This window comes from Micromonospora sp. NPDC093244, assembly GCF_040683695.1.
Taxonomy (GTDB): Bacteria; Actinomycetota; Actinomycetes; order Mycobacteriales; family Micromonosporaceae; genus Micromonospora.
On the sequence record NZ_JBFBEO010000001.1, the window covers coordinates 267387 to 289194 of the forward strand.

The following is a 21808-nucleotide window of genomic DNA, read 5'->3' on the forward strand; positions in this document are numbered from 1 at the left end:
TCAGGACTGCGCCTCGATGTAGCTGACGGCGTCCCCGACGGTCTTCAGGTTCTGCACCTCGTTGTCCGGGATCTTGACGCCGAACTTCTCCTCGGCGGCCACGACGACCTCGACCATGGACAGCGAGTCGACATCGAGGTCGTCGGTGAAGGACTTCCCCTCGGCCACGTCGTCCGGGTTCACCCCGGCAACCTCTTCGAGGATCTCGGCGAGGCCGGTGGTGATCTCGTCACGGGTCATTGCGGTTGGTTCCTTTCATCGGGGGTTGTCCGACGGTCGGCGTCGCCGGCCGCCACTCCTGGGCGCGCGTTACGCGCCCGAGGGGATCTCAGGGACAGCGGACGACCTGACCGGCGTAGGTCAGACCGCCGCCGAAGCCGAACAGCAGCACCGGTGCGCCCGAGGGCACCTCCCGCCGCTCGACCAGCTTGGACAGGGCCAGCGGGACGCTCGCCGCCGAGGTGTTGCCCGACTCGACGATGTCCTTGGCGATGATCGCGTCGGGGATGTTGAGCCGCTTGGCGATGCCGTCGATGATCCGGGAGTTGGCCTGGTGCGGCACGAACGCGGCGAGCTCCGACGGGGCCACCCCGGCGCGCTCGCACGCCTGCAGGGCCAGCGGCGCCAGCGCCGTGGTGGCCCACCGGAACACCGACTGCCCCTCCTGCTGGATGTACGGGCGCCAGCCCTCGATGCGGACCGCGTCGCTCTTCTCCGGCACCGAACCCCAGACCACCGGGCCGATGCCGGCCGGCTCGTCCTCGGCGCTCGCGGTCACCACCGCGGCACCGGCGCCGTCGGCGAAGATGATGCAGGTGGAGCGGTCGGTCCAGTCGGTGAAGTCGGAGAGCTTTTCCGCGCCGATGACTATCGCGTTGCGCGACGCGCCGGCCCGGACGGCGTGGTCGACGATGCCCAGCGCGTACGCGAAGCCCGAGCAGGCGGTGTTGACGTCGAACGCGCCAGGCGCGGTGATGCCCAGCTTCGCGGCGACCCGGCAGGCCACGTTGGGGCTGCGGTCGATCGAGGAGCAGGTGGCGACCACTACCAGGTCGATGTCGGCGGGGCTCAGGCCCGAGTTGGCGAGCGCCTTGCCGGCGGCGGCGGTGGCCATGTCGGCGACCGTCTCGCTGTCGGCGATCCGCCGGCTGACGATGCCGACCCGGTCCCGGATCCACTCGTCGTTGGTGTCGACGAGCTGGGCGATGTCGTCGTTGGTCACCACCCGCGAGGGCTGGTAGTGCCCCATCGAGACGATGCGACTGCCAGTCATGAGAGACCTCCGGTGAGGGCGGGCGATTGGCCGGGCGTGCCGTGTCGGGCGATCAGGTCGCGGGCGGCGGGCAGGTCGTCCGGGGTGTTCAGGGTGACGATCTCCGGGGCTCCGTTGCCCTTCAGCTCGCGCTTGACCAGCCCGGCGAGCGTGCCCGCCGGGGGAAGCTCGATCACCCCGGTCACCCCGGGGTCGGCCAGCGCGCGCATGCACAGGTCCCACCGGACCGGGGCGGTGACCTGGCGGACCAGGCGCCGCACCATCTCCTGGCCGTCCTCGACGGCGGTGCCGTCGAGGTTGGACAGCAGGATCCGTTCCGGGTCGGCGGGCGTGATCCCGGCGGCGACAGCGGCAAGCGCGGTCTCGGCCGGCGCCATGTACGGGGTGTGGAACGCGCCGGCGACCTGGAGCCGGATGACCCGGGCCTTCGCCGGCGGTTCGGCGGCGAGCTTGTCCAGCCCGTCGACCGAGCCGGCGGCGACGATCTGACCGGCCCCGTTGCGGTTGGCGGCGTGCAGTCCGTGCGCCGCGATGGCGGCGAGCACCTCGTCGGGGTCACCGCCGAGCACGGCCGCCATCCCGGTCGGCTCCAGCGCGCACGCCGCGGCCATCTCCCGGCCGCGTACGCCGGCGAGGGTGATCGCGGCGTCGGCGGTCAGCACTCCGGCCAGCGCCGCCGCGCCCAGCTCGCCGACGCTGTGGCCGGCGGTGAGCGTCACGTCGTGCAGCGGCAGGTGCTCGGCGGCGAGCAGCGCGGCGGCGACGAGCAGCGGCTGGGTGCGTGCGGTGTCCTTGATCTCGTCCGCGTCGGCGGTGGTGCCCAGGTGCGTCAGGTCGACCCCGGCCAGCGCGGACCACGAGCGCAGTCGCGCCTTGGTGCCGGTCAGGTCGAGCCAGGGGGTCAGGAAGCCGGGTTTCTGGGAACCCTGGCCGGGACTAAGTACGGCGAGCACGACTATGACTCTCCCGGATAAGCGCTGCCGACGCGGTGCCGGCCTCGACCAAACCACACTAGGACCGTTGGAGGTTTCCTACAAAGATCGTCGGGGGTCATCATCGGTTTGGGCGGTTTTCCGGTTGGTCGGGGTCATTGTCTGAGTCGGGACGGGCGGGGTCACCGGGGCCGGATCCAGGCGGCCGACGGTCAGCGCCACCTGGAGCGCGAACGCGTCCCGGGGCGACAGCGGCGAGAAGCCCGTCACCTCGGCGATCCGGCGCAGCCGGTACCGCACCGTGTTCGGGTGCACGAACAGCGCCCGCGCGGCGCTCTCCAGCGTGCCACCGGCCGCCAGGAACGCGTCAAGGGTGCCCAGCAATTCGCCTCCGGCGCGCACCAGCGTCGCGTACACGTCGTGCCGCAGCCGGCGGCGGGCCTCCGCGTCGCCGGCGAGGGCCCGCTCGGGCAGCAGGTCGGCGGCCGGCACCGGTCGGGGGGCGGTCGGCCATGCCGGAGCCGCCCGGAAACCGGACAGCGCGGCCCGCGCCGACTCCGTCGCCTCGTCCAGGCTCGGTACGGCCGGACCGACAACCACCGGACCGTCCCCGAACGCCTCTAGCAGGTTGGCCGTCGCCGCCAACGGGTCCGGTGCGCCGCCCAGCACGATCACCAGCCGGTCGCCGTGCACCCCGCCGATCACCTCCACGCCGATCCGGCGGGCCTGGCGGTAGACCACGTGCAGCACGGCGGAGACCTCTCCGCCGGGGGAACGACCTACCGCCACGGCGACCGGTGGCGCGTCCGCCCAGCCCAGCGCGGCGGCCCGGCTGGCCAGCACATCCGGCGAGTCGCCCCGCAGCAGCGCGTCGACGAGCAGGGCCTGCAACCGGGCGTCCCACGCGCCGCGCGACTCGGCGGCCCGCGCGTACACCCGGGCGGCGGCGAACGCGATCTCCCGGGAGAAACGCAGCACCGCCTCGCGCAGTTGCTGCTCCTCGCCCTCGGCGGCCAGGTGTGACACCTGCTCCTCGACCACGTCGATGGTCACCTTGATCAACGCCACGGTCTGCTGGAGGGTGATGGACCGGGCCAGGGCCTGCGGGGCGGCGGCGAAGACCTCGTCGGAGACCTCCTGGGTGCTGTCCGCCGTGCCGCCGCCGTCCTGCAGCCACTGCACGAGCGACCGGGCGCCCGCCTGAGCCACGAGCATCACCCAGGACCGCTGGTCGGCCGGCAGGGCGCGGAACCAGGGCAGGGTTTCGTCCATCCTGGCCACGCTCGCGGTGGCGAGGGCCCCCGCCGCGCGCTCGATCCGGCGCAGCGTGGCCGTCAGCTCTCCACCGCCGGACGTACCCACGGCCCTAGCCTGACACGCGCTGACCTGGATCTTCCGGTCGGGCCGGGGTGGGCGCGGTCACGGCGGCGCGAGCAGGCCCACCTCCTGGGCCAGGATCGCGGCCTGCACCCGGCTGCGCAGGTCCAACTTCGCCAGGATCCGGCTCACGTGTGTCTTGGTGGTGCTCTCCGCCATCGTCAGCCGCTCGGCGATCTGCTGGTTGGACAATCCCAGCCCCAGGCAGGCCAGGACGTCCCGTTCCCGTGGGGTGAGCGTGCCGAGCGCGGCGTGGGTGGCCGTCGAGGCGCCAGGCGCGGTCGACGCGAAGGCAGCGATCAACCGGCGGGTCACGGCGGGCGCGATGAATCCGTCCCCGCGCGCCACGGTCCGCACCGCCTCGACCAGTCCGGCGGCGTCGGTGTGCTTGAGCAGGAAACCTGCCGCTCCGGCGCGCAGCGCGCCGAAGACGTACTCGTCCAGGTCGAAGGTGGTGAGCACCAGCACGTCGGCGAGGCCTTCGGCGACGATGGCGCGGGTCGCGGAGATCCCGTCCCGGCGCGGCATCCGGATGTCGAGCACCGCCACGTCCGGGCGCAGCTCCCGGCACAGCACGACCGCCTCGTCGCCGTCGGCGGCCTCGCCGACCACCTCGACGCCGGGAGCGGCGGCCAGGATGAGCGTCAGCCCGGCGCGGACCGCCGGCTGGTCGTCCGCCAGCAGCACTCGCACCGCCGTCTCGACGTCGGCCGGCCCGCTCATTCGCCGGCCCCGGTGGGCAGCGACGCGCGCACCTGCCAGTGGCCGTCCTGTGGCCCGGCGCTGAACCGCCCGGCGAGCAGCGTGGCGCGTTCCCGCATCCCGATCAGCCCGGCTCCGGCGCCGGGCAGTCCCGCCCCGCCTCGGCGCACCGGATTCTCCACAGTCACCACCACCTCCGCAGGCCGGTACGCGATGACCAGCTCCGCGTCGCCGGCGCCGTGCTTGAGCGCGTTGGTCAGCGACTCCTGCACGATCCGGTACGCGGCCAGGTCCACCCCCACCGGCAGCGGGCCCGGCGTGCCGTCGGTACGGACCCGCACCGCCAGGCCGGCGGCCCGGATCCCCTCCACCAGCCGGTCCGTCTCGGCGAGCCGCGCGGTGACCGTCTCGCCCAGCGCGTCGTCCGGTGGCGTGCCGCCGGTTCCCGGATCCCGCAGCACCTCGATCATCTGCCGCATCTCCGCCAGGCCCTGCACGCTGCTCTCCCGGATCACCCGCAAGGCCGACTCGACCTGGCCGCGATCCAACCCGCGCACCGACAACGCGGCGGTCGCGTGGATGGCCACCGCGCTCAGGTGGTTGGCCACCACGTCGTGCAGCTCCCGCGCCATCCGGGCCCGTTCGGCGCTCACCGCCTGCCGGCGGTCCAGCTCGACCAGCCGCGCGGTCTGCTCGGCCCGGGCCCGCTCGGCGGCCGCCTGGTCGCGGTACTGCCGCACGCTGATCCCGGTCAGCACCGGCAGCAGTCCCGCGAGCACCACCGGAACCCCGACAGCCGCACCGCGCCACTGGCCGAACCCGAGCACGCCGGCCGCGACCCCGATGAGGCTCAGCGCCACGGTGATCCGCAGCAGCCACCGCCACAGCCGGGGTGGGCCGTACACGCAGGCGTCGTAGATCACCTGCGTGTAGACCACGACGGTGCCCAGCGAGTTGCCGAGCGCCGTGTCCACCACGAGCGCCGCCGTACCCACAGCCAGGCTGGTGCGTGGTGCGACCCGACGGAGGCCGACTGCTACGCACACCGCCAGCAGGGGCGCCAGGAAGACGGCGGGCGGCACGTCCGGGTGCGGCTTGATCTGCGGTTGCATGCCCAGGCCGTACAGCAGCAGGCCACCGCCGAGTGACGCGCCGGCCAACGCGAGGTCCCGGCCGGGTGTGCCGGAGCCGAGCCACGATGGCAGTCGCATGCTCCGATCCCACCACAGCCGTCGGCCCGCGGGCTCCGACCGGGGGAGGACCTTGCCGGCCCCGGCATGCGCCGAAAGGGGTACCCGCATCCCGCGCCGGCCGCCGCACCCGACCGGCGGGTCCGTCGAAGGGTGGATCCGGATCTCCTCTCCCACGCCGAGGCCGACGCCTTCCTGGTCGGCGACGCTTGTGGTGAGACGGGGGAGGTCGACGTGCTGGTCGCTGTGATCATCGGCTGCGAGATCGCGTTCTGGGTGGTGCTCGCCGCCGGGCTGGTGGCCCGCTATCCGCTGCGGCGGCCCCGGCTCGGGGCGGCGCTGCTGGTCTGCGTACCGCTTGTGGACCTCGCCCTGCTCGCCGCGTCGGCGCTCGACCTGCGCCGAGGCGCGACCGCCGGTGTCAGCCACGGTCTCGCCGCCGCCTACCTCGGTTTCTCGGTGGCCTTCGGGCACTCGATGGTGCGCTGGGCCGACCAGCGCTTCGCCCACCGGTTCGCCGGTGGACCACCGCCGGTCCGGCCGCCCCGCCACGGCTGGGCGCGTACCCGTCACGAGTGGCGGGAGTGGGCCAAGGCGCTGCTCGGCTGGGCCGTCGCGTGTGCCCTGCTCGGCGCCGCGATCCTCTGGGTCAACGACGCGGACCGCACCCGCGAGCTGGTGGGCTGGATCCACAAGCTGACCGTCGCCATCGTCATCTGGCTTGTCGCGTTCCCGGTCTGGGAGACGATCTTCCCGCGCCGCCCGAAGCACTGACCGCGGGGTACGCCGTGCAGGCCCGTCGGCCCCGGCCAGTACGGTGGCAGGGCACGGGGGAGCACCCGCGGGTGAGTGTGAGCGTGAGGAGACCGGGATGGCGCACGGGGAGGCCGAACACGGCTGCGCCCAGGGCGAGCCCTGCCGGCCGGGGCACCATGACCCTCAGTCGGCCGCCAAGCACCGCCGGCCCGTGGGCGGTACGCCGTCGCACCCCGTCGAGCCGCTCGCCGGCCGCCCCGACGACGAGGCCATGCTCCCGCGTCAGCGCTCCGCCGAGCCCGCGCCCCTCGCCGAGTCGGAGTCGGACGTCCCGCCTGGTTGCCTCAGTGAACGTCCCGGGTGGGCCGGGGCCCACCGGCACGGTCCGGTGCGGCCCCGTCAGCGGGCCACCCGCCGGGAGCGCCCGCCGCGCCGCTGGTGCTGACCCGGGGCCGCCCGGCGGCTGGCGTGCTCCGACCCGCCGGGCGGTTCACCTCAGCGGGTGCGCCGGCGGATCAGCAGCGCGATCCCGGCGAGGCCGACCGTGATGGTCAGCATCACCGCGACGTTGAGCAGCAGCAGATGCTGCAACTCGCCGAGTGCCTCGTCGAGGTCCTTGGCCGGATCGAGAGTGTCCTCCGGAAGGACCCGCTCGCCGCCGCCCACACCACCGCTGACGGTGTCGAACTGCCGCTCCAGTGGCACCCCGGCGGCGCGCAGCGTCTCGGACATGCTGAGCCGGCCGAGGAACCAGCCGGCGCTGGTCTTGTGCCCGTCCGGCTGCTTCGCGGGCCGGAAGATCCGGGGACCGCCGGCCGCATCGGGGTAGAGGTCGTACGTCTGCTTCGGGGTGTCCCCGACGAGCACCACTACCGTGTACTTCGGACCGAGGTCGGCCGCCTTCGGCCCGGTCGGAGCGCCGGTGCGGCCGAGGAAGTTGACCTGGTCGATGACCGCGACCACGAGGTCGGGTTGCGTGTCCGCGCGCAGCCGCAGCGGCTCGGGCAGATCCGTGCCGGCGATGTCCACCCCGGCGGGCGCCGGAGCCGGTGCCGCGGCGGCCGGACCGGCGGTGCCGAGCGACAGCAACGCCGCCGCCAACGTGCCCGCCAGCACGGTGGCCCACCGCCTCATCTGTCGGACCATCCCGCCTCCTCGCCCCGTTCGATGGATGGCTTTCGTCGCGACGCCCGGATCGGTCGGCCGGTGACGGCACCGACCGGTTGGCCGGGCACACCCTCACAGACTTGCAGAACGTCGATGACGTGCAGCTTGTGGAACAAGTAATTGGAACTATTTGCGATCTCTGCTCGACTAATGAGGAGCGGTTTGATCAGCGGGCGGATCGTACCCTTACGGAGGGGTTCATGGGGGGCAGGGTTACACGTTTGGGACGGGTCGTGCCAGTGGTCTTCGGCGTGGCGTTCGGTGTGTCGTTGTTGGCCCCGGCCACGCCTGCCGCCGCCCACAACGAGCTGACCGGCAGCGACCCGCGCGACGGCGCTCGGGTGGCGACGGCACCCGCCCGGATCGAGCTGCGGTTCCTGGCCAGGCCGTCGCCGACTACGACGAAGATCACAGTAACCGGCCCGGACAATGTGGTCGCTGGCGGGCAGCCGACGTTCGACGGCAGCCGGGTACGGGTGCCGTTCAAGCCGGCCGCCGCGGGGCTCTACACCGTCGGCTACCAGCTCGCCTCCGCCGACGGGCACCCGGTCCGGGGCGAGGTGCGGTTCACCCTCACCACCGGCACCGCCGCCGACCCGTCCGCGACGCCGTCGGCCGCCGGCCAGCCGAGCCCTGCCGGATCACCCCCGGCGGCGAACCCCTCCGCCGGGCCGGCCTCGGCCGCACCCGCCAGCCCGACGTTATCCACGACCCCGGTAGCCGGGGAGCAGCCCGACTCGGGCGCACGCCCGTGGCTCTGGGCGCTGGGCGGCCTCGTGGTGCTCGCCGCACTGACGGCAGCCCTGATCCTCCGCCGCCGCCAACCCCGCTGAGCCCGCCCCGCCCGCCCCCCGTCGCGCCGGGCCGGGCCGGGTCAGACCAGGCGGAGGCGGGCGGCGCGGATCCGGGTCAGGGTGCGCTCGCGGCCGAGCACCTCCAGCGACTCGAACAGCGGGAGGCCCACGGTACGGCCGGTGACCGCGACCCGGACCGGCGCCTGCGTCTTGCCGAGCTTGAGGCCACGAGCGGTGCCGACCGCCTCCAGCGTCGACTTCAGCGACTCGGCGTCCCAGGACTCCAGCGCCTCGAAGGCAGCGACTGCCTCGTCCAGCAGCTCCGCCGAGCCGTCCTTCATCGTCTTGGTCCAGGCCGCCTCGTCGATCAGCGGCGAGGCCAGGAAGAGGAAGTCGACGTTCGGCACGATCTCGCTGAGCACCGCGATCCGGGTCTGGGCCAGCGGCGCGACGGCGGCGAACGCGTCGGCGTCGTACTCATCGGGCTGCCACGGCGGCGGCGCGATGGTGCCGGTGCCGGTCAGCCACGGCTGGCATGCGTCGATGAACTCGGGCACCGGCAGCGCGCGGATGTACTCGCCGTTGAACGCGCGCAGCTTCTTCTCGTCGAAGAACGCCGGGGAGGGGTTGACGTCCTCCAGCCGAAACTCCTCCTCGATGACCGACCAGGGGACGATCTCCCGGTCGCCGGAGGGCGCCCAGCCGAGCAGCATGAGGTAGTTGCGCATCGCGCCGGAGAGGTAGCCCTCCTCCCGGTACGCCTCCAGGGCCACCTTGTCGCGGCGCTTGGAGAGCTTCTGCCGCTTCTCGTTGACCACCACCGGCACGTGCGCCCAGACCGGCGGCTTGACTCCGAGGGCGTCCCAGAGCAGCTGCTGCTTGGGAGTGTTGGGCAGGTGCTCCTCGGCCCGGATCACGTGCGTGATCCCCATGGTCATGTCGTCGACGACGTTCGCCAGCAGGAAGACCGGCGAGCCGTCGCCCCGGGCGATGACGAAGTCCTCGATGAGCTTGTTCTCGAAGGTGGGCTCGCCGCGGATCAGGTCCACAACGACGGTCAGGCCCTCGTCGGGCGTACGGAAGCGCAGCGCGCGACCCTCGCCCGGGCCGAGGCCGAGATCGCGGTGGTAGCCGTCGTAGCCCTGGTACTGCGAGCCGGTGCGGGCCTGGACGTCCTCGCGGGTGCAGTCGCAGTAGTAGGCGCGGCCGGACTCGTAGAGCCGGGCGGCGGCGGCGCGGTGCTCGCCGGCGTTCTCCGACTGGAAGTGCGGGCCCTCGTAGCTGCCCCGGGAGATGCCGATCCAGTCCAGCGCGGAGAGGATGCCCTCGGTCCACTCGGGCTTGTTGCGCGCCGCGTCGGTGTCCTCGATGCGCAGCACGAACACGCCGCCCTGCTGCTTGGCGTAGATCCAGTTCTGCAGCGCCGAGCGGGCGCCGCCGACGTGGAACATACCGGTCGGGGAGGGGGCGAAGCGCACACGTACTGTCACGTCCCCCAGCCTACGGCGACGGACAACCGAGTAAGGAAGGGCCCCTTCTTATCGTCTGGTGTTGTACAGGGGGCCCTTCCTTACAGCTCAGGGGACCGACCGGATCTTGACGACCAGCGCGCTGCCGAGCAGGGTGACCACGGCGGTGACGGCGTAGAGCGTCGGGTAGCCGCCCAGGTGGACGACGAGCGGCGCGGAGAGCGCGGGGCCGAGCACCTGCGGCGCCGAGTTGGCGATGTTGATCACGCCGAGGTCCTTGGCCCGGTCGGTGGCCCGGGGGAGCACCTGGGTGATCAGCGCGGCGTCGACCGAGAGGTAGACGCCGTAGCCGGCGCCGAGCAGCAGCGCGGCGACGATCGCCATCGGCCAGACCGGCGCGATCGCGAGCAGCAGCGCCGCCACCGCCATGATCAGCCCGGAGGTGATCACATAGACCTTGCGTCGCCCGGAGCGGTCGGAGAGCCGGCCGGCGACCACGGCGGTCAGCATCATGCCGAGCGTGTAGAGCAGGATCAGCACCAGCAGGCCACCCTCGGGGTCGGGGTAACGGACCCCGTCGGTGAGGAAGTACAGCAGGTAGAGGGTGCCCAGGGCGTTGCCGAGCTGGACCAGGAACCGGGTGATCCACGCCCAGGCGAAGTCCGGGTGCCGGCGCGGGCTGATCCACATCGAGGTCAGCAGCACCCGGACGCGCAGCGCCGGCCGGTGCGTACGCGGCAGCGGCTCGTCGGGTGTGAACAGCGCGAACGGCAGTGACAGCAGCAGGATGGCCACCGCGATGGCCAGGTAGCCTGCCGCGTTGCCGGTGACCACAGCGGTGACCAGCACCGCGCCGAGCACCAGCCCGAGCGCCTGCGGGATGCCCACCCAGCCGGAGACCCCGCCACGCTGCGTCACCGGTACCCGGTCCGGGATGGCGGCGGTGAGGCTGGCAAGCATCGCGTTGAAGCACACCTGGGCGGCGACCCAGCCCAGGGCGACCCCGAGGATGGTGTGCTGCTGGGCCAGCAGCACGAGCGCCGCCGCGCCGATCACCGCCCCGCCCGCCGTCCAGACGTGCCGCCTGCCGAACTCCCGGCCGCCGATCCGCAGGCAGGTCCGGTCGGACAGCGCACCCGCCAGGGGGTTGGCGAGCACCGCTGCCAGCGCGCCCAGGCCGGTGACCACGGCCAGCATGTTCTCCTTGTCGCCGGGCGCGATCTGCTCGATCTGCTGTGGCAGCAGCACCTGGATGGGCGTGAAGAACGCCATCCAGACGCCCAGGTTCGCCGCGAAGATCAGGCCGATCCAGCCGCGCCGCACCGGCACCGTCGGCTCGGCGAGGGCCGCCGGCAGCGCCGCCGGCGTCGGGTCGACAGTGGTCACCGCGCCGACCCCGGCCGGCTGGCCGCGATCACGTCCCGCAGCCAGGTGTACGACGACTTGGGCGTACGCCTCTGGGTGGCGTAGTCGACGTGCACCAGACCGAAGCGCTTGGTGAACCCCTCTGCCCACTCCCAGTTGTCCAGCAGCGACCAGACGAAGTACCCGCGCACGTCCACCCCGTCGTCGATGGCGGCGCGGACGGCGCGCAGGTGCCCGTCGAGGTACGCGATCCGCTCCGGGTCCGCCACCCGGCCGTCGGCGTCCGGCACGTCGTCGTACGCGCAGCCGCTCTCGGTGATCTCGATGGGCGGCAGTGCGTCGCCGTACGTGTCCCGGAGCCAGCCGAGCAGCTCGCGCAGCCCGTCGGGGGCCACCGGCCAGTCGAAGGCGGTACGCGGGTAGCCGTCCAGCGGCACCAGGTCGAACGGGAGCGGTGAGCCCTCCTCGGCGGCCCGTACACCTGTGGGGTTGTAGTAGTTGACCCCCAGCACGTCGATCGGCGCGGCGATGGTGTCGAGGTCGCCGGGGTGGACGAGGTCAGGGTCGAAGCCGGGCAGGTCCGGGTAGCCCCGCCCGAGCAGCGGGTCGGTGAAGAGCCGGTTGTGCAGAGCCTCGTACGCGGTCCCGGCGGCGCGGTCGGCGTCGCTGTCGCCGAGCACCCGCACCGGCGAGTAGTTGTTGGCGATCGCCACCGGGCTGGTGGTGCGGGCGCGCAGCGCGGCTACCGCGAGCCCGTGCCCGAGCAGTTGGTGGTGTGCGACGCCGAACGCGTCGAAGAGCAGCATCCGGCCGGGGGCGTGCACGCCCATGCCGTACCCCATGCTCATATGGACGAAGGGTTCGTTCAGGGTGATCCAGAGTCGCACCCGGTCGCCGAGCCGGCCGGCGGCCAGGTCGGCGTACTCGGCGAAACGGGCGGCGGTGTCGCGGTTCAGCCAGCCGCCTGCGTCCTCCAGGGGCTGGGGCAGGTCCCAGTGGTAGAGCGTCGCCACCGGGTCGACGCCGGAGGCCAGCAGTTCGTCGACGAGCCGGTCGTAGAAGTCCAGACCTGCGGCGTTGACCGGGCCGGAGCCGGTGGGTTGCACCCGGGGCCAGGCGATGGAGAACCGGTACGCGGAGACGCCGAGCCCGGCCATCAGCGCGACGTCCTCGGCATACCTGTGGTAGTGGTCGCAGGCGTCGGCGCCGCTGCTGCCGTCGCCGATCCGCCCGGGGGAGTGCGCGAAGGTGTCCCAGATGGACGGTAGGCGTCCGTCGGCCGTGGCGGCGCCCTCGATCTGGTGGGCGGACGTGGAGACGCCCCAGCGGAAGCCGGCGGGGAACTCGGGCATCGGTGCGGTCGACATGCGCCCTCCCGGTCAATGTGAAACGTGCTCGGGACTCTAGGACGCTGTCGATGAATGCGCCATAGGCCGGGCTGCCGCATTCCGCAATGGTTGATCGGCGTGTCTTTTTCCAAACCCGTCCAGGTAAGTCCGATTTAGCGCATAGAGTGCCGATATCGTGGGATGTCCTCACTGGAGGAAAGACGGAAATGATCCTCGTGGAACGCAGTGCGCACGTGGCGGCGCCGATGGAAGTGGTCTGGGACGTCGTCCAGCGGGCCGAGCAGTTGCCGGCCTGGCTGGCGGGAGTCCGCGCGGCCGAAGTGCTCTCCGGAGAGGGCTTCGGGCGGCGGCAGTTGGTCCAGGCGGGGCGCGGTTCGGCGCATGAGGCCGAGGTGATCGCCTATCAGGAGCCGACCCTGATCGGCTGGCGGGAACGGGCGAAGGGGGCCGGTGCCCGTGCGGAGGCGCGCACCGAGATCTACGTCCAGCTCACTCCCGACGAGGAGGAGGGCGGGACCATCGTGCGGCTCATCGTCGTCCGCTGGCCGGCCGGCCCGGTCAAGGCGGCCCTGCTGCGCCTCGGCCTGCGCCGGGTGGGCGCCGACCTGGAAGACTCGCTGGCCCGCCTGACCGACCTGGCCGCCGTCGGCTGACGTCCGCCCCCGGCGGTGCTTGCTGACGCCCTTCCCGGGCGGTGCCGGCCGGGTCGTACCCGAAAAGGGCCCGGCGCGGGTGCGCCGGGCCCTTCCTCTCGTCGTGCGGGGACGTCAGCTGTCGCCGCCGGTCTCCCCGACCGGCGCGGCGTTGACGTCGTCGATCGCGTACTTCTTGGCGGCCTCGGCCGGCACGGTGGCCGGCACCGCGCCGCTGCGGGCGAGCTGCCGCAGCGTGGCCACCACGATCGACTCGGCGTCGACGTGGAAGTGCCGACGCAGCGCGTGCCGGGTGTCCGACATGCCGAACCCGTCGGTGCCGAGCGACGTGTAGTCGCCAGGTATCCAGCGGGAGATCAGGTCCGGTACCGCGCGCATCCAGTCGCTGACCGCGACCTTCGGCCCGTCGGCGTCGGCGAGCTTCTGCGTGATGTACGGAACCTTCGCGTCGGCGCCCGGGTTGAGCAGGTTGTACTCCTCGGCCTGCACCGCGTCGCGGCGCAGCTCGGTCCAGGAGGTCACCGACCACACGTCGGCGGGCACCCCCCAGTCCTGGGCGAGCAGCTGCTGGGCCTTGAGCGCCCACTGCATACCGGTGCCGGAGGCGAGCACGTTCGCCTTCGGGCCGTCGACCTGCGGCGCCGGCGAGTAGCGGTAGATGCCCTTGAGCAGGCCCTCCACGTCCACCCCGTCCGGCTCGGCCGGCTGGAGGATCGGCTCGTTGTAGACCGTCAGGTAGTAGAAGACGTTCTCCTGCGCGTCTCCGTACATCCGGTGCAGGCCGTTCTCCATGATGTGCGCGATCTCGAAGGAGAACGCCGGGTCGTACGCGACCACCGCCGGGTTGGTGGCGGCGATCAGCAGCGAGTGGCCGTCCTCGTGCTGGAGGCCCTCACCGTTGAGCGTCGTACGCCCCGCGGTCGCGCCGAGCAGGAAGCCCCGCGCCATCTGGTCGGCAGCGGCCCACAGCCCGTCGGCGGTCCGCTGGAACCCGAACATCGAGTAGAAGATGTACATCGGGATCATCGGCTCGTCGTGGGTGGCGTACGCCGAGCCCGCGGCGGTGAACGAGGCGACCGAACCGGCCTCGTTGATGCCCTCGTGCAGGATCTGCCCGGTCGTCGACTCCTTGTACGACAGGAACAGCTCCCGGTCGACCGAGGTGTAGCGCTGCCCGTGCGGCGAGTAGATCTTCGCGGTCGGGAAGATCGAGTCGAGGCCGAAGGTACGGGCCTCGTCCGGGATGATCGGCACCCAGCGCTTGCCGAACTCCTTGTCCTTCATGATGTCCTTGAGCAGGCGGACGAAGGCCATGGTGGTGGCCACCTTCTGCTTGCCCGAGCCGCGCTTGACGTCGGCGAACCGCTCCGGACCGGGGATGCTCAGCCGCTTGGTGCTGGTCCGTCGCGACGGCAGGTACCCGCCGAGCTGCTCGCGCCGCTCCTTCAGGTACTGGATCTCCTCGGACTTCTCACCCGGGTTGTAGTACGGCGGCAGGTAGGGGTTGTCCTCCAGCGCCGAGTCCGGGATGTCCAGGTAGAGCCGGTCGCGGAAGGTCTTCAGGTCCTCAAGCGTCAGCTTCTTCATCTGGTGGGTCGCGTTGCGGCCCTCGAAGTGCGAGCCGAGGGTCCAGCCCTTGATCGTCTTCGCAAGGATGACAGTGGGCTGACCGGTGTGCTCGGTGGCCGCCTTGTAGGCCGCGTAGAGCTTGCGGTAGTCGTGCCCACCCCGCTTGAGGTTCCAGATCTCGTCGTCGCTCAGCGGGTCGACCATCTTGCGGGTACGCGGGTCACGGCCGAAGAAGTGCTCCCGGACGTACGCGCCGGACTCCGCCTTGTACGTCTGGTAGTCACCGTCGGTCGTGGTGTTCATGAGGTTGACGAGCGCACCGTCGGTGTCGGCGGCCAGCAGCGGGTCCCACTCGCGGCCCCAGACCACCTTGATGACGTTCCAGCCGGCGCCCCGGAAGAACGCCTCCAGCTCCTGCATGACCTTGCCGTTGCCTCGGACCGGACCGTCCAACCGCTGGAGGTTGCAGTTGATCACGAAGGTGAGGTTGTCCAGTTCCTCGCGGGCGGCCACGCCGATCGCGCCGAGCGTCTCCGGCTCGTCCATCTCGCCGTCGCCGAGGAACGCCCACACGTGCTGCTGCGAGGTGTCCTTGATGCCGCGGTGCTGCAGGTACCTGTTGAACCGGGCCTGGTAGATCGCGTTCAGGCCGCCGAGACCCATCGAGACGGTGGGGAACTCCCAGAAGTCCGGCATGAGCCGCGGGTGCGGGTACGACGGCAGTCCGCCGCCCGGGTGGGACAGCTCCTGGCGGAACCCGTCGAGCTGGTGCTCGCTGAGCCGGCCCTCGAGGAAAGCCCGCGCGTACATGCCGGGGGAGGCGTGGCCCTGGTAGAAAATCTGGTCGCCGCCGCCCGGGTGGTTCTTGCCCCGGAAGAAGTGGTTGAAGCCCACCTCGTACAGCGACGCCGAGCTGGCGAAGGTGGAGATGTGCCCACCCACGCCGATCTCCGGGCGCTGCGCCCGGTGCACCAGCATTGCCGCGTTCCAGCGCACGTACGCCCGGATCCGCCGCTCGACGTGCTCGTCGCCCGGGAACCACGGCTCGCGCTCCGGCGTGATGGTGTTGATGTAATCGGTGGTGGTCAGGGGCGGCACCCCGACCTGGCGTTCGCGGGCCCGCTCCAGCAGGCGCAGCATGACGTAGCGGGCGCGTTTGGCGCCCCGCTCGTCGATGACACCATCAAGCGACTCGACCCATTCGCTTGTCTCGTCAGGGTCGATGTCCGGAAGCTGGCTCGGTAGGCCGTCGCTGATCACCGGGCGCTTGCGTTCCGTAGCCACAGGCGTTCCCTCGGTTGTGTGTGGGATAGGTCTCTAGCGCCATCCTGCCCCCTGGTGGCACCCGTCGTCACGTCTAGGTCCCCCCGACGCGATGAGCGACACAGGTACCCGTCGGTAACTTAGCGCGACGGTCGGCCGCGCCCCGCCCGCCGCCGGCCCCGCCCCGTGCGGGCGATGTCATGGTCCACCAGACCTCCTCCGGCGACCCGGGCGTGCGGGGGTGGCTGGCGGCTCCGGCCACGGTGGCGGTGGCTCGCGGGTCGCGCTGCGGCAGAATGCGACGTATGCGCAGTGACGTGATCACCGTCCAGACCGGGTCCCGGCCGACCGTCCGGGACATCACCGCCGAGGCCCAGGGGTTCGTCTCCGGCCAGGGCGACGGCCTGCTGCACGTCTTCGTGCCGCACGCCACCGCCGGCCTGGCCATCATCGAGACCGGGTCGGGCTCCGACGACGACCTGCTCACCGCCATCGACGCGCTGCTGCCCACCGACAACCGCTGGCGGCACCGGCACGGCTCACCCGGCCACGGCCGCGACCACGTGCTGCCCGCGTTCGTCCCGCCGTACGCCACGCTGCCCGTGCTCGACGGGCGACTGGCACTGGGCACCTGGCAGTCCATCTGCCTTGTCGACACCAACGGCGACAACCCGACCCGCCAGGTCCGCTTCTCGTTCCTCCCCGCCTGACACCCGGCCGCCCGGCCCGGCTCGGCCGAGGCGGCCCGATCCCGCCAAGATCGTGCACGATCCTGGATCTGGTGGTGTCGTGGGCGGCGGGAGGCCACTACTTCCGTGTTCCAGCGCGATCATGGCCGCGGGCGGACGGGCGGCGCAAGCCACCGTCCCGGTCCACGATCCGCGCAACTAACCCGAAACTGCTGCCTCCGGGCGTGCGGAGGCAGCAGTTTCACCGATGTTGCGCGGCGCGGCCGGAGCCGAGCGTCGATCCGGGCGGTCGGCGCGGCGCGGCGCGTACGATGTGGCGGTGGCACCGGAGGGGGGTTCCGCGGCGGGTCGACCGGTGGACCGGGCCGGCCTCGCGGCCGATGTGGTGCGCCGGATGGCACACCTGACCGCCTCCCTGCGTCACCGGCAGGGCACCGCGTTCGCCGAGTTGGGGCTCACCCCGGCCACGGCCCGGGCGCTGCACGAGCTGGACCCGGACCGTCCACTGCCGGCGCGCGACCTCGCCGATCGGCTGGGCTGTGACCGGTCCAACGTGACGGCGCTTGTCGACCGGCTGGAGCAGGCCGGCCTGGTCGAGCGCCGTACCGATCCGGCCGACCGCAGGCAGAAGACGCTGGTGGTGACCGGTGACGGCCGGGGTGTTCGGGGCCGGGTGATCGAGGTGATGTCCGACTCCCGACTCCTGGCCGGGTTGAGTGACCAGGAGCTGTCCACCCTGCGTGACCTGGTGTGGAAGGTGTCCGACGGCGGCTGTCCGGAGCCGTGCGATCCGGCGTGAGTGGAGAGGCGCCGGCCGTGTCCCACTGGGCGAGCATGGCCCGCGTCGGTAATGCTGTCGGACGTGACCACCCCGCAAGATCTCGACGACCGGTTCCGGGAGACGCTGGCGGCGCTGCCCGCCGCGCAGCGCAGGCGTGACCCCGCCGACCCGGTCACCGATGACGCCCCGCTGACCGGCGAGCGCCTGCTGGAGTTGTTCGACGCGCAGGTGACCAGCCGCCAGCTCGACCTCGCCGGTCGTTGGCTGCGTAGTTTCGGGGAGGGTTTCTACACCATCGGCTCGGCCGGGCACGAGGGCAACGCGGCGGTCGCCGCCGCGCTGCGCCCCACCGATCCGGCGTTGCTGCACTACCGCTCCGGGGCGTTCTACTGCGTGCGGGCGGCCCAGGCCGCCGCCGACGCCGCGCCGACCGGCACCCCCCACGCCGAACCGGCCGCCGACCGTGAGCAGGCCGCCGACGGGAAGCAGGCTGCCGACCGACAGCAGGCCACCGACGAGCAGCAGGCCGCCGACGGGCAGCCGACCGCTGACCGTGAGCAGGCCGCCGACCGTGAGCAGGCCGTCGACGGGCAGCAGGCCACCGACCCGGACCCCGCCACCGAGCCTGAGCCGGCCGGGTCCGCGCCGTCCGCCGGCGGGTTCGCGCCGTACGCCGAGGCAGCCCGCGATGTGCTGCGCGGCATGGTCGCGTCCAGTCAGGAGCCGATCGCCGGCGGCCGGCACAAGGTGTTCGGTCGTGCCGACCTGAACGTCGTACCGACCACCTCCACCATCGCCTCGCACCTGCCCCGCGCGGTCGGGATGGGACTGGCCGTGGAGCGACTGCGCCGCCTCGACAGCGCCGGACGGCGCACCGGCACCGAGGCGCGGGTGGGCAGCGGCGCCGGTGCCGCGCACGCCCCGTGGCCGTCGGACGCCATCGTGGTCTGCTCCTTCGGCGACGCCTCGGTCAACCACGCGAGCGCCACCGCCGCGTTCAACACCGCCGGCTGGTACGACCACGCCGGGCTGCGCATTCCGGTGCTCTTCGTCTGCGAGGACAACGGGCTGGGCATCAGCGTCCGTTCCCCGCAGGGCTGGGTGGAGGCGACGCTGCGGGCCAGGCCGGGCATCCGCTACTTCAGCGCAGACGGGGCCGACCCGGTGCAGACGTACGCGGTGGCGACCGAGGCGGCGGCCTGGGTGCGCCGGCATCGGCGGCCGGCCGTGCTGCACCTGCGCACCGTCCGGCTGATGGGGCACGCCGGCGCCGACGCGGAGTCGGCGTACCGCAGCCCGGCCGAACTTGCCGAGGACCTGGCCCGGGATCCGGTGGTCGCCACCGCGCGGCTGCTCGCCGAGGCTGGCGTGGCAAGCGGGGAGGAACTGCTGGGCCGGTACGACGAGACCGGCTGGCAGGTACGCCGGCTGGCCGAGGAGGTGTTGGGCGAGCCGAAGCTGGCGTCCGCGGCCGACGTGGTGGCCGCGCTGGCGCCCCGGCGTCCGGTGCGGGTGGCGCGGGCGGTGGCCGACGCGGCGGCCCGGGCCAGCGGGCCGGGCGCCGCGGCGCGGGAGGAGGCGTTCGGCGGTAAGCCGCCGGAACTGGCCGGCCCGTTGACCCTCGCGCAGAGCATCAACGCGGCGCTCGCCGACGGGATGCTCGACCATCCGCAGATGGCCGTCTTCGGCGAGGACGTGGCCGCCAAGGGCGGCGTGTACGGGGTGACCAAGGGGTTGCGCGACCGGTTCGGCGCGGCCCGGGTCTTCGACACCCTGCTCGACGAGACGTCGGTGCTGGGGCTCGGGTTGGGCGCGGGGCTGGCCGGGATGCTGCCGGTGCCGGAGATCCAGTACCTGGCGTACCTGCACAACGCCGAGGACCAGCTGCGCGGCGAGGCGGCCACCATGCAGTTCTTCTCGCGGGGCGCGTTCCGCAACCCGATGGTGGTGCGGGTGGCCGGGTTGGCGTACCAGGAGGGGTTCGGCGGGCACTTCCACAACGACAACTCGGTGGCCGTACTCCGGGATGTGCCGGGTCTGGTGGTCGCGGTGCCGGCGCGGCCGGACGACGCCGCGCCCATGCTGCGGACCTGCCTGGCGAGCGCGGCGGTGGACGGCAGCGTCTGCGTGTTCCTGGAGCCGATCGCGCTCTACCACACACGTGACCTGTACGCCGACGGTGACGGTGAGTGGTTGGCGGGCTATGCGGAGCCGGGGGCGTGGGTGGCCGGGCACGTGCCGGTCGGCCGCGCGCGGGTCTACCAGGTGGGCTCGGCCGACGACCTGACCATCATCACCTTCGGTAACGGGGTGCGGATGTCGCTGCGGGCGGCGGCCGTCCTCGCCGAGGAGGGGGTGGGCACCCGCGTGGTGGACCTGCGCTGGTTGGCGCCGCTGCCGGTGGCGGACATCATCCGGGAGTCCTCGGCGACGGGCCGGGTGCTGGTGGTGGACGAGACGCGCCGATCCGGTGGGGTGGGCGAGGGGGTCATCGCCGCGCTTGTCGACGCCGGATATGTCGGCGCCGCGCGTCGAGTCGCCGGAGTTGACTCGTTTGTACCATTAGGTCCGGCAGCACGTCAGGTTCTGGTCTCCGCGGAAGCCATTACCGACGGTGCCCGTACGCTGCTGGCACGGTAAATTCCGTTCCACCCGGTGCGCCACTTGCGCGCAGAGGCACAAGTGTGTGGACTTTGCCTGACGGCGTCGGTCCGACGCCGCGAGCAGGGACGAGATGAGGAGGCACGCGACAGTGAGCGCGACCGCTGGTCAGGCCGCCGACGGGGTACGCAGCCTGGCGGACCGGTTCGGAATCGAACCGGGGATGGTCGTCATGGAGATGGGGTACGACGACGACGTCGACCAGGATCTCCGCGACGCCCTGACCGACCGCTGTGGAGAGCTTGTCGACGAGGACACCGACGAGGTGGTCGACGCGGTGCTGGTGTGGTATCGCGACGGCGACGGTGATCTCTTCGAGCTTCTCGTCGACGCCCTCGGCCCGCTGGCCGACAACGGGGTCGTGTGGCTCCTCACGCCGAAGGCGGGGCGTGACGGGCACGTCGAGCCGAGCGAGGTCGCGGAGTCCGCGCCCACCGCCGGCCTTCAGCAGACCTCGACCGTCAACGCCGGCCGGGACTGGAGCGGCGCCCGCCTGGTGCTGCGCCGCGGGGCCAAGGCCAAGAAGTAGCCTCCAGCCGCCCACACGCCCGGCGGTCGGTACCGCCGGGTGTGGCAGGTTGGTGCCGTCCCTGACCCGACCGAGGGAGGTCGCATGCCCATCGAGGTGGGTGCCGAGGCACCGGATTTCGTGTTGAAGGACCAGAACAACCAGCAGGTCCGGCTCTCCGACTTCCGTGGCCGGCGTACGGTGCTGCTGATCTTCTACCCGCTCGCCTTCACCGGCACCTGCCAGGGTGAGCTGTCCGAGGTGCGGGACAACCTCGACCAGTACGTGAACGACGACGTCCAGGTCCTGACCGTCAGCGTCGACTCGGTGTACAGCCACAAGGTCTGGGCCGAGCGGGAGGGCTACCAGTTCCCCCTGCTGGCCGACTTCTGGCCGCACGGAGGCGTCGCCCAGGCGTACGGGGTCTTCAACGACGTCGCCGGCATCGCCAACCGGGGCACCTTCGTCATCGACCGCGGCGGCGTGGTGCGCTTCGCCGAGATGAACGGCCCGGGCGAGGCCCGCGACCAGCAGGCCTGGCGCAAGGCCATCGCCGAGACGGCCATCTGACCGGGGTACGCCGTGCGTCCGGGCCGGCGGCAAGCGGGTAAGCTTGCCAGCCACCGGCCCGCCACACGGGGCGTTCCGGGCGCGTAGCTCAGTGGGAGAGCACCCGCCTTACAAGCGGGGGGTCGCAGGTTCGAAACCTGCCGCGCCCACCATCATCAGCGGGACCGCTAGCCTCGGACCCCATGACGTACGCGGACGAGAACGCTCAATCCGAGCCGCCGATCGCGGGCGACGAGACAGCCACCCTGCTGGGCTCCCTGGACCGTCAGCGGGCCACCCTGGCGTGGAAGACCGGCGGGCTGGACGCCGCCGGCCTGCGGGCGACGCTCGGCCCGTCGTCGATCACCCTCGGCGGGCTGCTCAAGCACCTGGCCTTCGTGGAGGACTTCTCCTTCTCGTACAAGCTGTGCGGGCGTTCACCGGGGCAGCCGTGGGAGTCCGTCGACTGGGACGCGAATCCGGGTTGGGACTGGCGCTCAGCGGCCGAGGACACTCCGGAGCAGGTGTACGCGCTGTGGCGGGACGCGGTGGCCCGCTCCCGGGCGACGGTGGCCGAGGCGCTCGCCGACGCGGGGCCGGAGCAGTTGGCCCGGGGCGACTGGCCCGAGGGTCGGGTGCCGAGCCTGCGGCGGATCCTCGTGGACCTGATCGAGGAGTACGCCCGGCACGTCGGGCACGCCGATCTGATCCGGGAGTCGGTGGACGGGCTCACCGGTGAGGACCCGCCGCGCTGAACAGTG

General features: G+C 72.3%; 19 protein-coding genes, 1 tRNA gene and 2 pseudogenes. 11 read left to right on the top strand and 11 right to left on the bottom strand.

What is annotated here, in order from left to right:
- From AB0N27_RS01255 to AB0N27_RS01280, 6 genes and pseudogenes are all read right to left on the bottom strand, one after another.
- Complete coding sequence (locus AB0N27_RS01255) at positions 1 to 240, bottom strand: acyl carrier protein (RefSeq protein WP_053653162.1); 240 nt, start codon at positions 238 to 240, stop codon at positions 1 to 3.
- Between the two features lie 88 nt (positions 241 to 328).
- Positions 329 to 1273: a beta-ketoacyl-ACP synthase III gene (locus AB0N27_RS01260; RefSeq protein WP_364362429.1), complete on the bottom strand. Its 945-nt coding sequence runs from the start codon at positions 1271 to 1273 to the stop codon at positions 329 to 331.
- A 41-nt stretch (positions 1274 to 1314) separates the two neighbouring features.
- Positions 1315 to 2226: pseudogene (locus AB0N27_RS01265) on the bottom strand (ACP S-malonyltransferase); the annotation flags it as partial.
- 78 nt (positions 2227 to 2304) lie between these two features.
- Positions 2305 to 3594, bottom strand: a pseudogene (locus tag AB0N27_RS01270) (helix-turn-helix domain-containing protein); the annotation flags it as partial.
- A 30-nt stretch (positions 3595 to 3624) separates the two neighbouring features.
- Complete coding sequence (locus tag AB0N27_RS01275) at positions 3625 to 4305, bottom strand: response regulator transcription factor (protein WP_364362430.1); 681 nt, start codon at positions 4303 to 4305, stop codon at positions 3625 to 3627.
- Positions 4302 to 5495, bottom strand: a complete 1194-nt coding sequence (locus AB0N27_RS01280) for a histidine kinase (protein WP_364362431.1) — start codon at positions 5493 to 5495, stop codon at positions 4302 to 4304. The genes AB0N27_RS01275 and AB0N27_RS01280 overlap by 4 nt, the downstream gene beginning before the upstream one ends.
- Before the next feature lie 213 nt (positions 5496 to 5708).
- Here AB0N27_RS01280 and AB0N27_RS01285 point away from each other — a divergent pair, with 213 nt between their 5' ends.
- Together AB0N27_RS01285 and AB0N27_RS01290 are read left to right on the top strand one after the other, a co-directional pair.
- Positions 5709 to 6248, top strand: coding sequence for a hypothetical protein (locus tag AB0N27_RS01285; RefSeq protein WP_364365927.1), 540 nt, complete (start codon positions 5709 to 5711; stop codon positions 6246 to 6248).
- 97 nt (positions 6249 to 6345) lie between these two features.
- Complete coding sequence (locus AB0N27_RS01290) at positions 6346 to 6675, top strand: hypothetical protein (protein ID WP_357990314.1); 330 nt, start codon at positions 6346 to 6348, stop codon at positions 6673 to 6675.
- Positions 6676 to 6725: 50 nt separating this feature from the next.
- Here AB0N27_RS01290 and AB0N27_RS01295 read toward each other — a convergent pair whose 3' ends face one another.
- Positions 6726 to 7376, bottom strand: coding sequence for a hypothetical protein (locus AB0N27_RS01295; RefSeq protein ID WP_364362432.1), 651 nt, complete (start codon positions 7374 to 7376; stop codon positions 6726 to 6728).
- A 254-nt stretch (positions 7377 to 7630) separates the two neighbouring features.
- Between AB0N27_RS01295 and AB0N27_RS01300 the strand changes: the two genes are divergently transcribed.
- The gene (locus tag AB0N27_RS01300) at positions 7631 to 8230 is read left to right on the top strand and encodes a copper resistance CopC family protein (RefSeq protein WP_364362433.1); all 600 of its coding nucleotides are present in this window, start codon (positions 7631 to 7633) and stop codon (positions 8228 to 8230) included.
- 41 nt (positions 8231 to 8271) lie between these two features.
- Here the strand turns inward: AB0N27_RS01300 and gltX are convergent, their stop codons facing one another.
- From gltX to AB0N27_RS01315, 3 genes are all read right to left on the bottom strand, one after another.
- Positions 8272 to 9681 (bottom strand): glutamate--tRNA ligase, encoded by a 1410-nt coding sequence (gltX, locus tag AB0N27_RS01305; RefSeq protein ID WP_364362434.1) that lies wholly within the window; start codon positions 9679 to 9681, stop codon positions 8272 to 8274.
- An 87-nt stretch (positions 9682 to 9768) separates the two neighbouring features.
- Positions 9769 to 11046 carry an MFS transporter gene (locus AB0N27_RS01310; protein ID WP_364362435.1) on the bottom strand — a complete coding sequence of 426 codons (1278 nt, stop codon included), beginning with the start codon at positions 11044 to 11046 and terminating at the stop codon, positions 9769 to 9771.
- The gene (locus AB0N27_RS01315) at positions 11043 to 12392 is read right to left on the bottom strand and encodes a GH1 family beta-glucosidase (RefSeq protein WP_364362436.1); all 1350 of its coding nucleotides are present in this window, start codon (positions 12390 to 12392) and stop codon (positions 11043 to 11045) included. The genes AB0N27_RS01310 and AB0N27_RS01315 overlap by 4 nt, the downstream gene beginning before the upstream one ends.
- 188 nt (positions 12393 to 12580) lie before the next feature.
- On the opposite strand from AB0N27_RS01315, the gene AB0N27_RS01320 reads away from it, so the two are divergent.
- A complete protein-coding gene (locus AB0N27_RS01320) occupies positions 12581 to 13027 on the top strand; it encodes an SRPBCC family protein (protein ID WP_139585931.1) in 447 nt (148 codons plus the stop codon).
- A 114-nt stretch (positions 13028 to 13141) separates the two neighbouring features.
- On the opposite strand, the gene aceE is transcribed toward AB0N27_RS01320, so the two are convergent.
- On the bottom strand, positions 13142 to 15880 hold the full coding sequence (gene aceE / locus AB0N27_RS01325) for a pyruvate dehydrogenase (acetyl-transferring), homodimeric type (protein ID WP_364362437.1): 2739 nt from the start codon (positions 15878 to 15880) through the stop codon (positions 13142 to 13144).
- A 284-nt stretch (positions 15881 to 16164) separates the two neighbouring features.
- Between aceE and AB0N27_RS01330 the strand changes: the two genes are divergently transcribed.
- The 7 genes from AB0N27_RS01330 (at position 16165) to AB0N27_RS01360 (ending at position 21802) form a co-directional block, all read left to right on the top strand.
- Positions 16165 to 16569 (top strand): YjbQ family protein, encoded by a 405-nt coding sequence (locus tag AB0N27_RS01330; RefSeq protein WP_364362438.1) that lies wholly within the window; start codon positions 16165 to 16167, stop codon positions 16567 to 16569.
- Between the two features lie 373 nt (positions 16570 to 16942).
- Positions 16943 to 17347, top strand: a complete 405-nt coding sequence (locus AB0N27_RS01335; protein ID WP_364365930.1) for a MarR family winged helix-turn-helix transcriptional regulator — start codon at positions 16943 to 16945, stop codon at positions 17345 to 17347.
- A gap of 51 nt (positions 17348 to 17398) precedes the next feature.
- Positions 17399 to 19969: a thiamine pyrophosphate-dependent enzyme gene (locus AB0N27_RS01340; protein ID WP_364362439.1), complete on the top strand. Its 2571-nt coding sequence runs from the start codon at positions 17399 to 17401 to the stop codon at positions 19967 to 19969.
- Between the two features lie 112 nt (positions 19970 to 20081).
- Positions 20082 to 20519 carry a DUF3052 domain-containing protein gene (locus AB0N27_RS01345; protein ID WP_110565654.1) on the top strand — a complete coding sequence of 146 codons (438 nt, stop codon included), beginning with the start codon at positions 20082 to 20084 and terminating at the stop codon, positions 20517 to 20519.
- 84 nt (positions 20520 to 20603) lie between these two features.
- Positions 20604 to 21068, top strand: a complete 465-nt coding sequence (locus AB0N27_RS01350; protein WP_364362440.1) for a peroxiredoxin — start codon at positions 20604 to 20606, stop codon at positions 21066 to 21068.
- A 77-nt stretch (positions 21069 to 21145) separates the two neighbouring features.
- Positions 21146 to 21220, top strand: a tRNA-Val gene (locus tag AB0N27_RS01355).
- A 30-nt stretch (positions 21221 to 21250) separates the two neighbouring features.
- Complete coding sequence (locus AB0N27_RS01360) at positions 21251 to 21802, top strand: DinB family protein (RefSeq protein ID WP_364362441.1); 552 nt, start codon at positions 21251 to 21253, stop codon at positions 21800 to 21802.
- Positions 21803 to 21808: the final 6 nt, after the last annotated feature.

What these genes read in the sequence shown, in the direction of transcription:
- AB0N27_RS01255 (WP_053653162.1), bottom strand. Translation starts at nt 240, where the DNA reads ATGACCCGTGACGAGATCACCACCGGCCTCGCCGAGATCCTCGAAGAG.
- AB0N27_RS01260 (WP_364362429.1), bottom strand. Translation starts at nt 1,273, where the DNA reads ATGACTGGCAGTCGCATCGTCTCGATGGGGCACTACCAGCCCTCGCGG.
- AB0N27_RS01275 (WP_364362430.1), bottom strand. Translation starts at nt 4,305, where the DNA reads ATGAGCGGGCCGGCCGACGTCGAGACGGCGGTGCGAGTGCTGCTGGCG.
- AB0N27_RS01280 (WP_364362431.1), bottom strand. Translation starts at nt 5,495, where the DNA reads ATGCGACTGCCATCGTGGCTCGGCTCCGGCACACCCGGCCGGGACCTC.
- AB0N27_RS01290 (WP_357990314.1), top strand. Translation starts at nt 6,346, where the DNA reads ATGGCGCACGGGGAGGCCGAACACGGCTGCGCCCAGGGCGAGCCCTGC.
- AB0N27_RS01295 (WP_364362432.1), bottom strand. Translation starts at nt 7,376, where the DNA reads ATGGTCCGACAGATGAGGCGGTGGGCCACCGTGCTGGCGGGCACGTTG.
- AB0N27_RS01315 (WP_364362436.1), bottom strand. Translation starts at nt 12,392, where the DNA reads ATGTCGACCGCACCGATGCCCGAGTTCCCCGCCGGCTTCCGCTGGGGC.
- AB0N27_RS01320 (WP_139585931.1), top strand. Translation starts at nt 12,581, where the DNA reads ATGATCCTCGTGGAACGCAGTGCGCACGTGGCGGCGCCGATGGAAGTG.
- AB0N27_RS01330 (WP_364362438.1), top strand. Translation starts at nt 16,165, where the DNA reads ATGCGCAGTGACGTGATCACCGTCCAGACCGGGTCCCGGCCGACCGTC.
- AB0N27_RS01335 (WP_364365930.1), top strand. Translation starts at nt 16,943, where the DNA reads ATGGCACACCTGACCGCCTCCCTGCGTCACCGGCAGGGCACCGCGTTC.
- AB0N27_RS01340 (WP_364362439.1), top strand. Translation starts at nt 17,399, where the DNA reads ATGCTGTCGGACGTGACCACCCCGCAAGATCTCGACGACCGGTTCCGG.
- AB0N27_RS01350 (WP_364362440.1), top strand. Translation starts at nt 20,604, where the DNA reads ATGCCCATCGAGGTGGGTGCCGAGGCACCGGATTTCGTGTTGAAGGAC.
- AB0N27_RS01360 (WP_364362441.1), top strand. Translation starts at nt 21,251, where the DNA reads ATGACGTACGCGGACGAGAACGCTCAATCCGAGCCGCCGATCGCGGGC.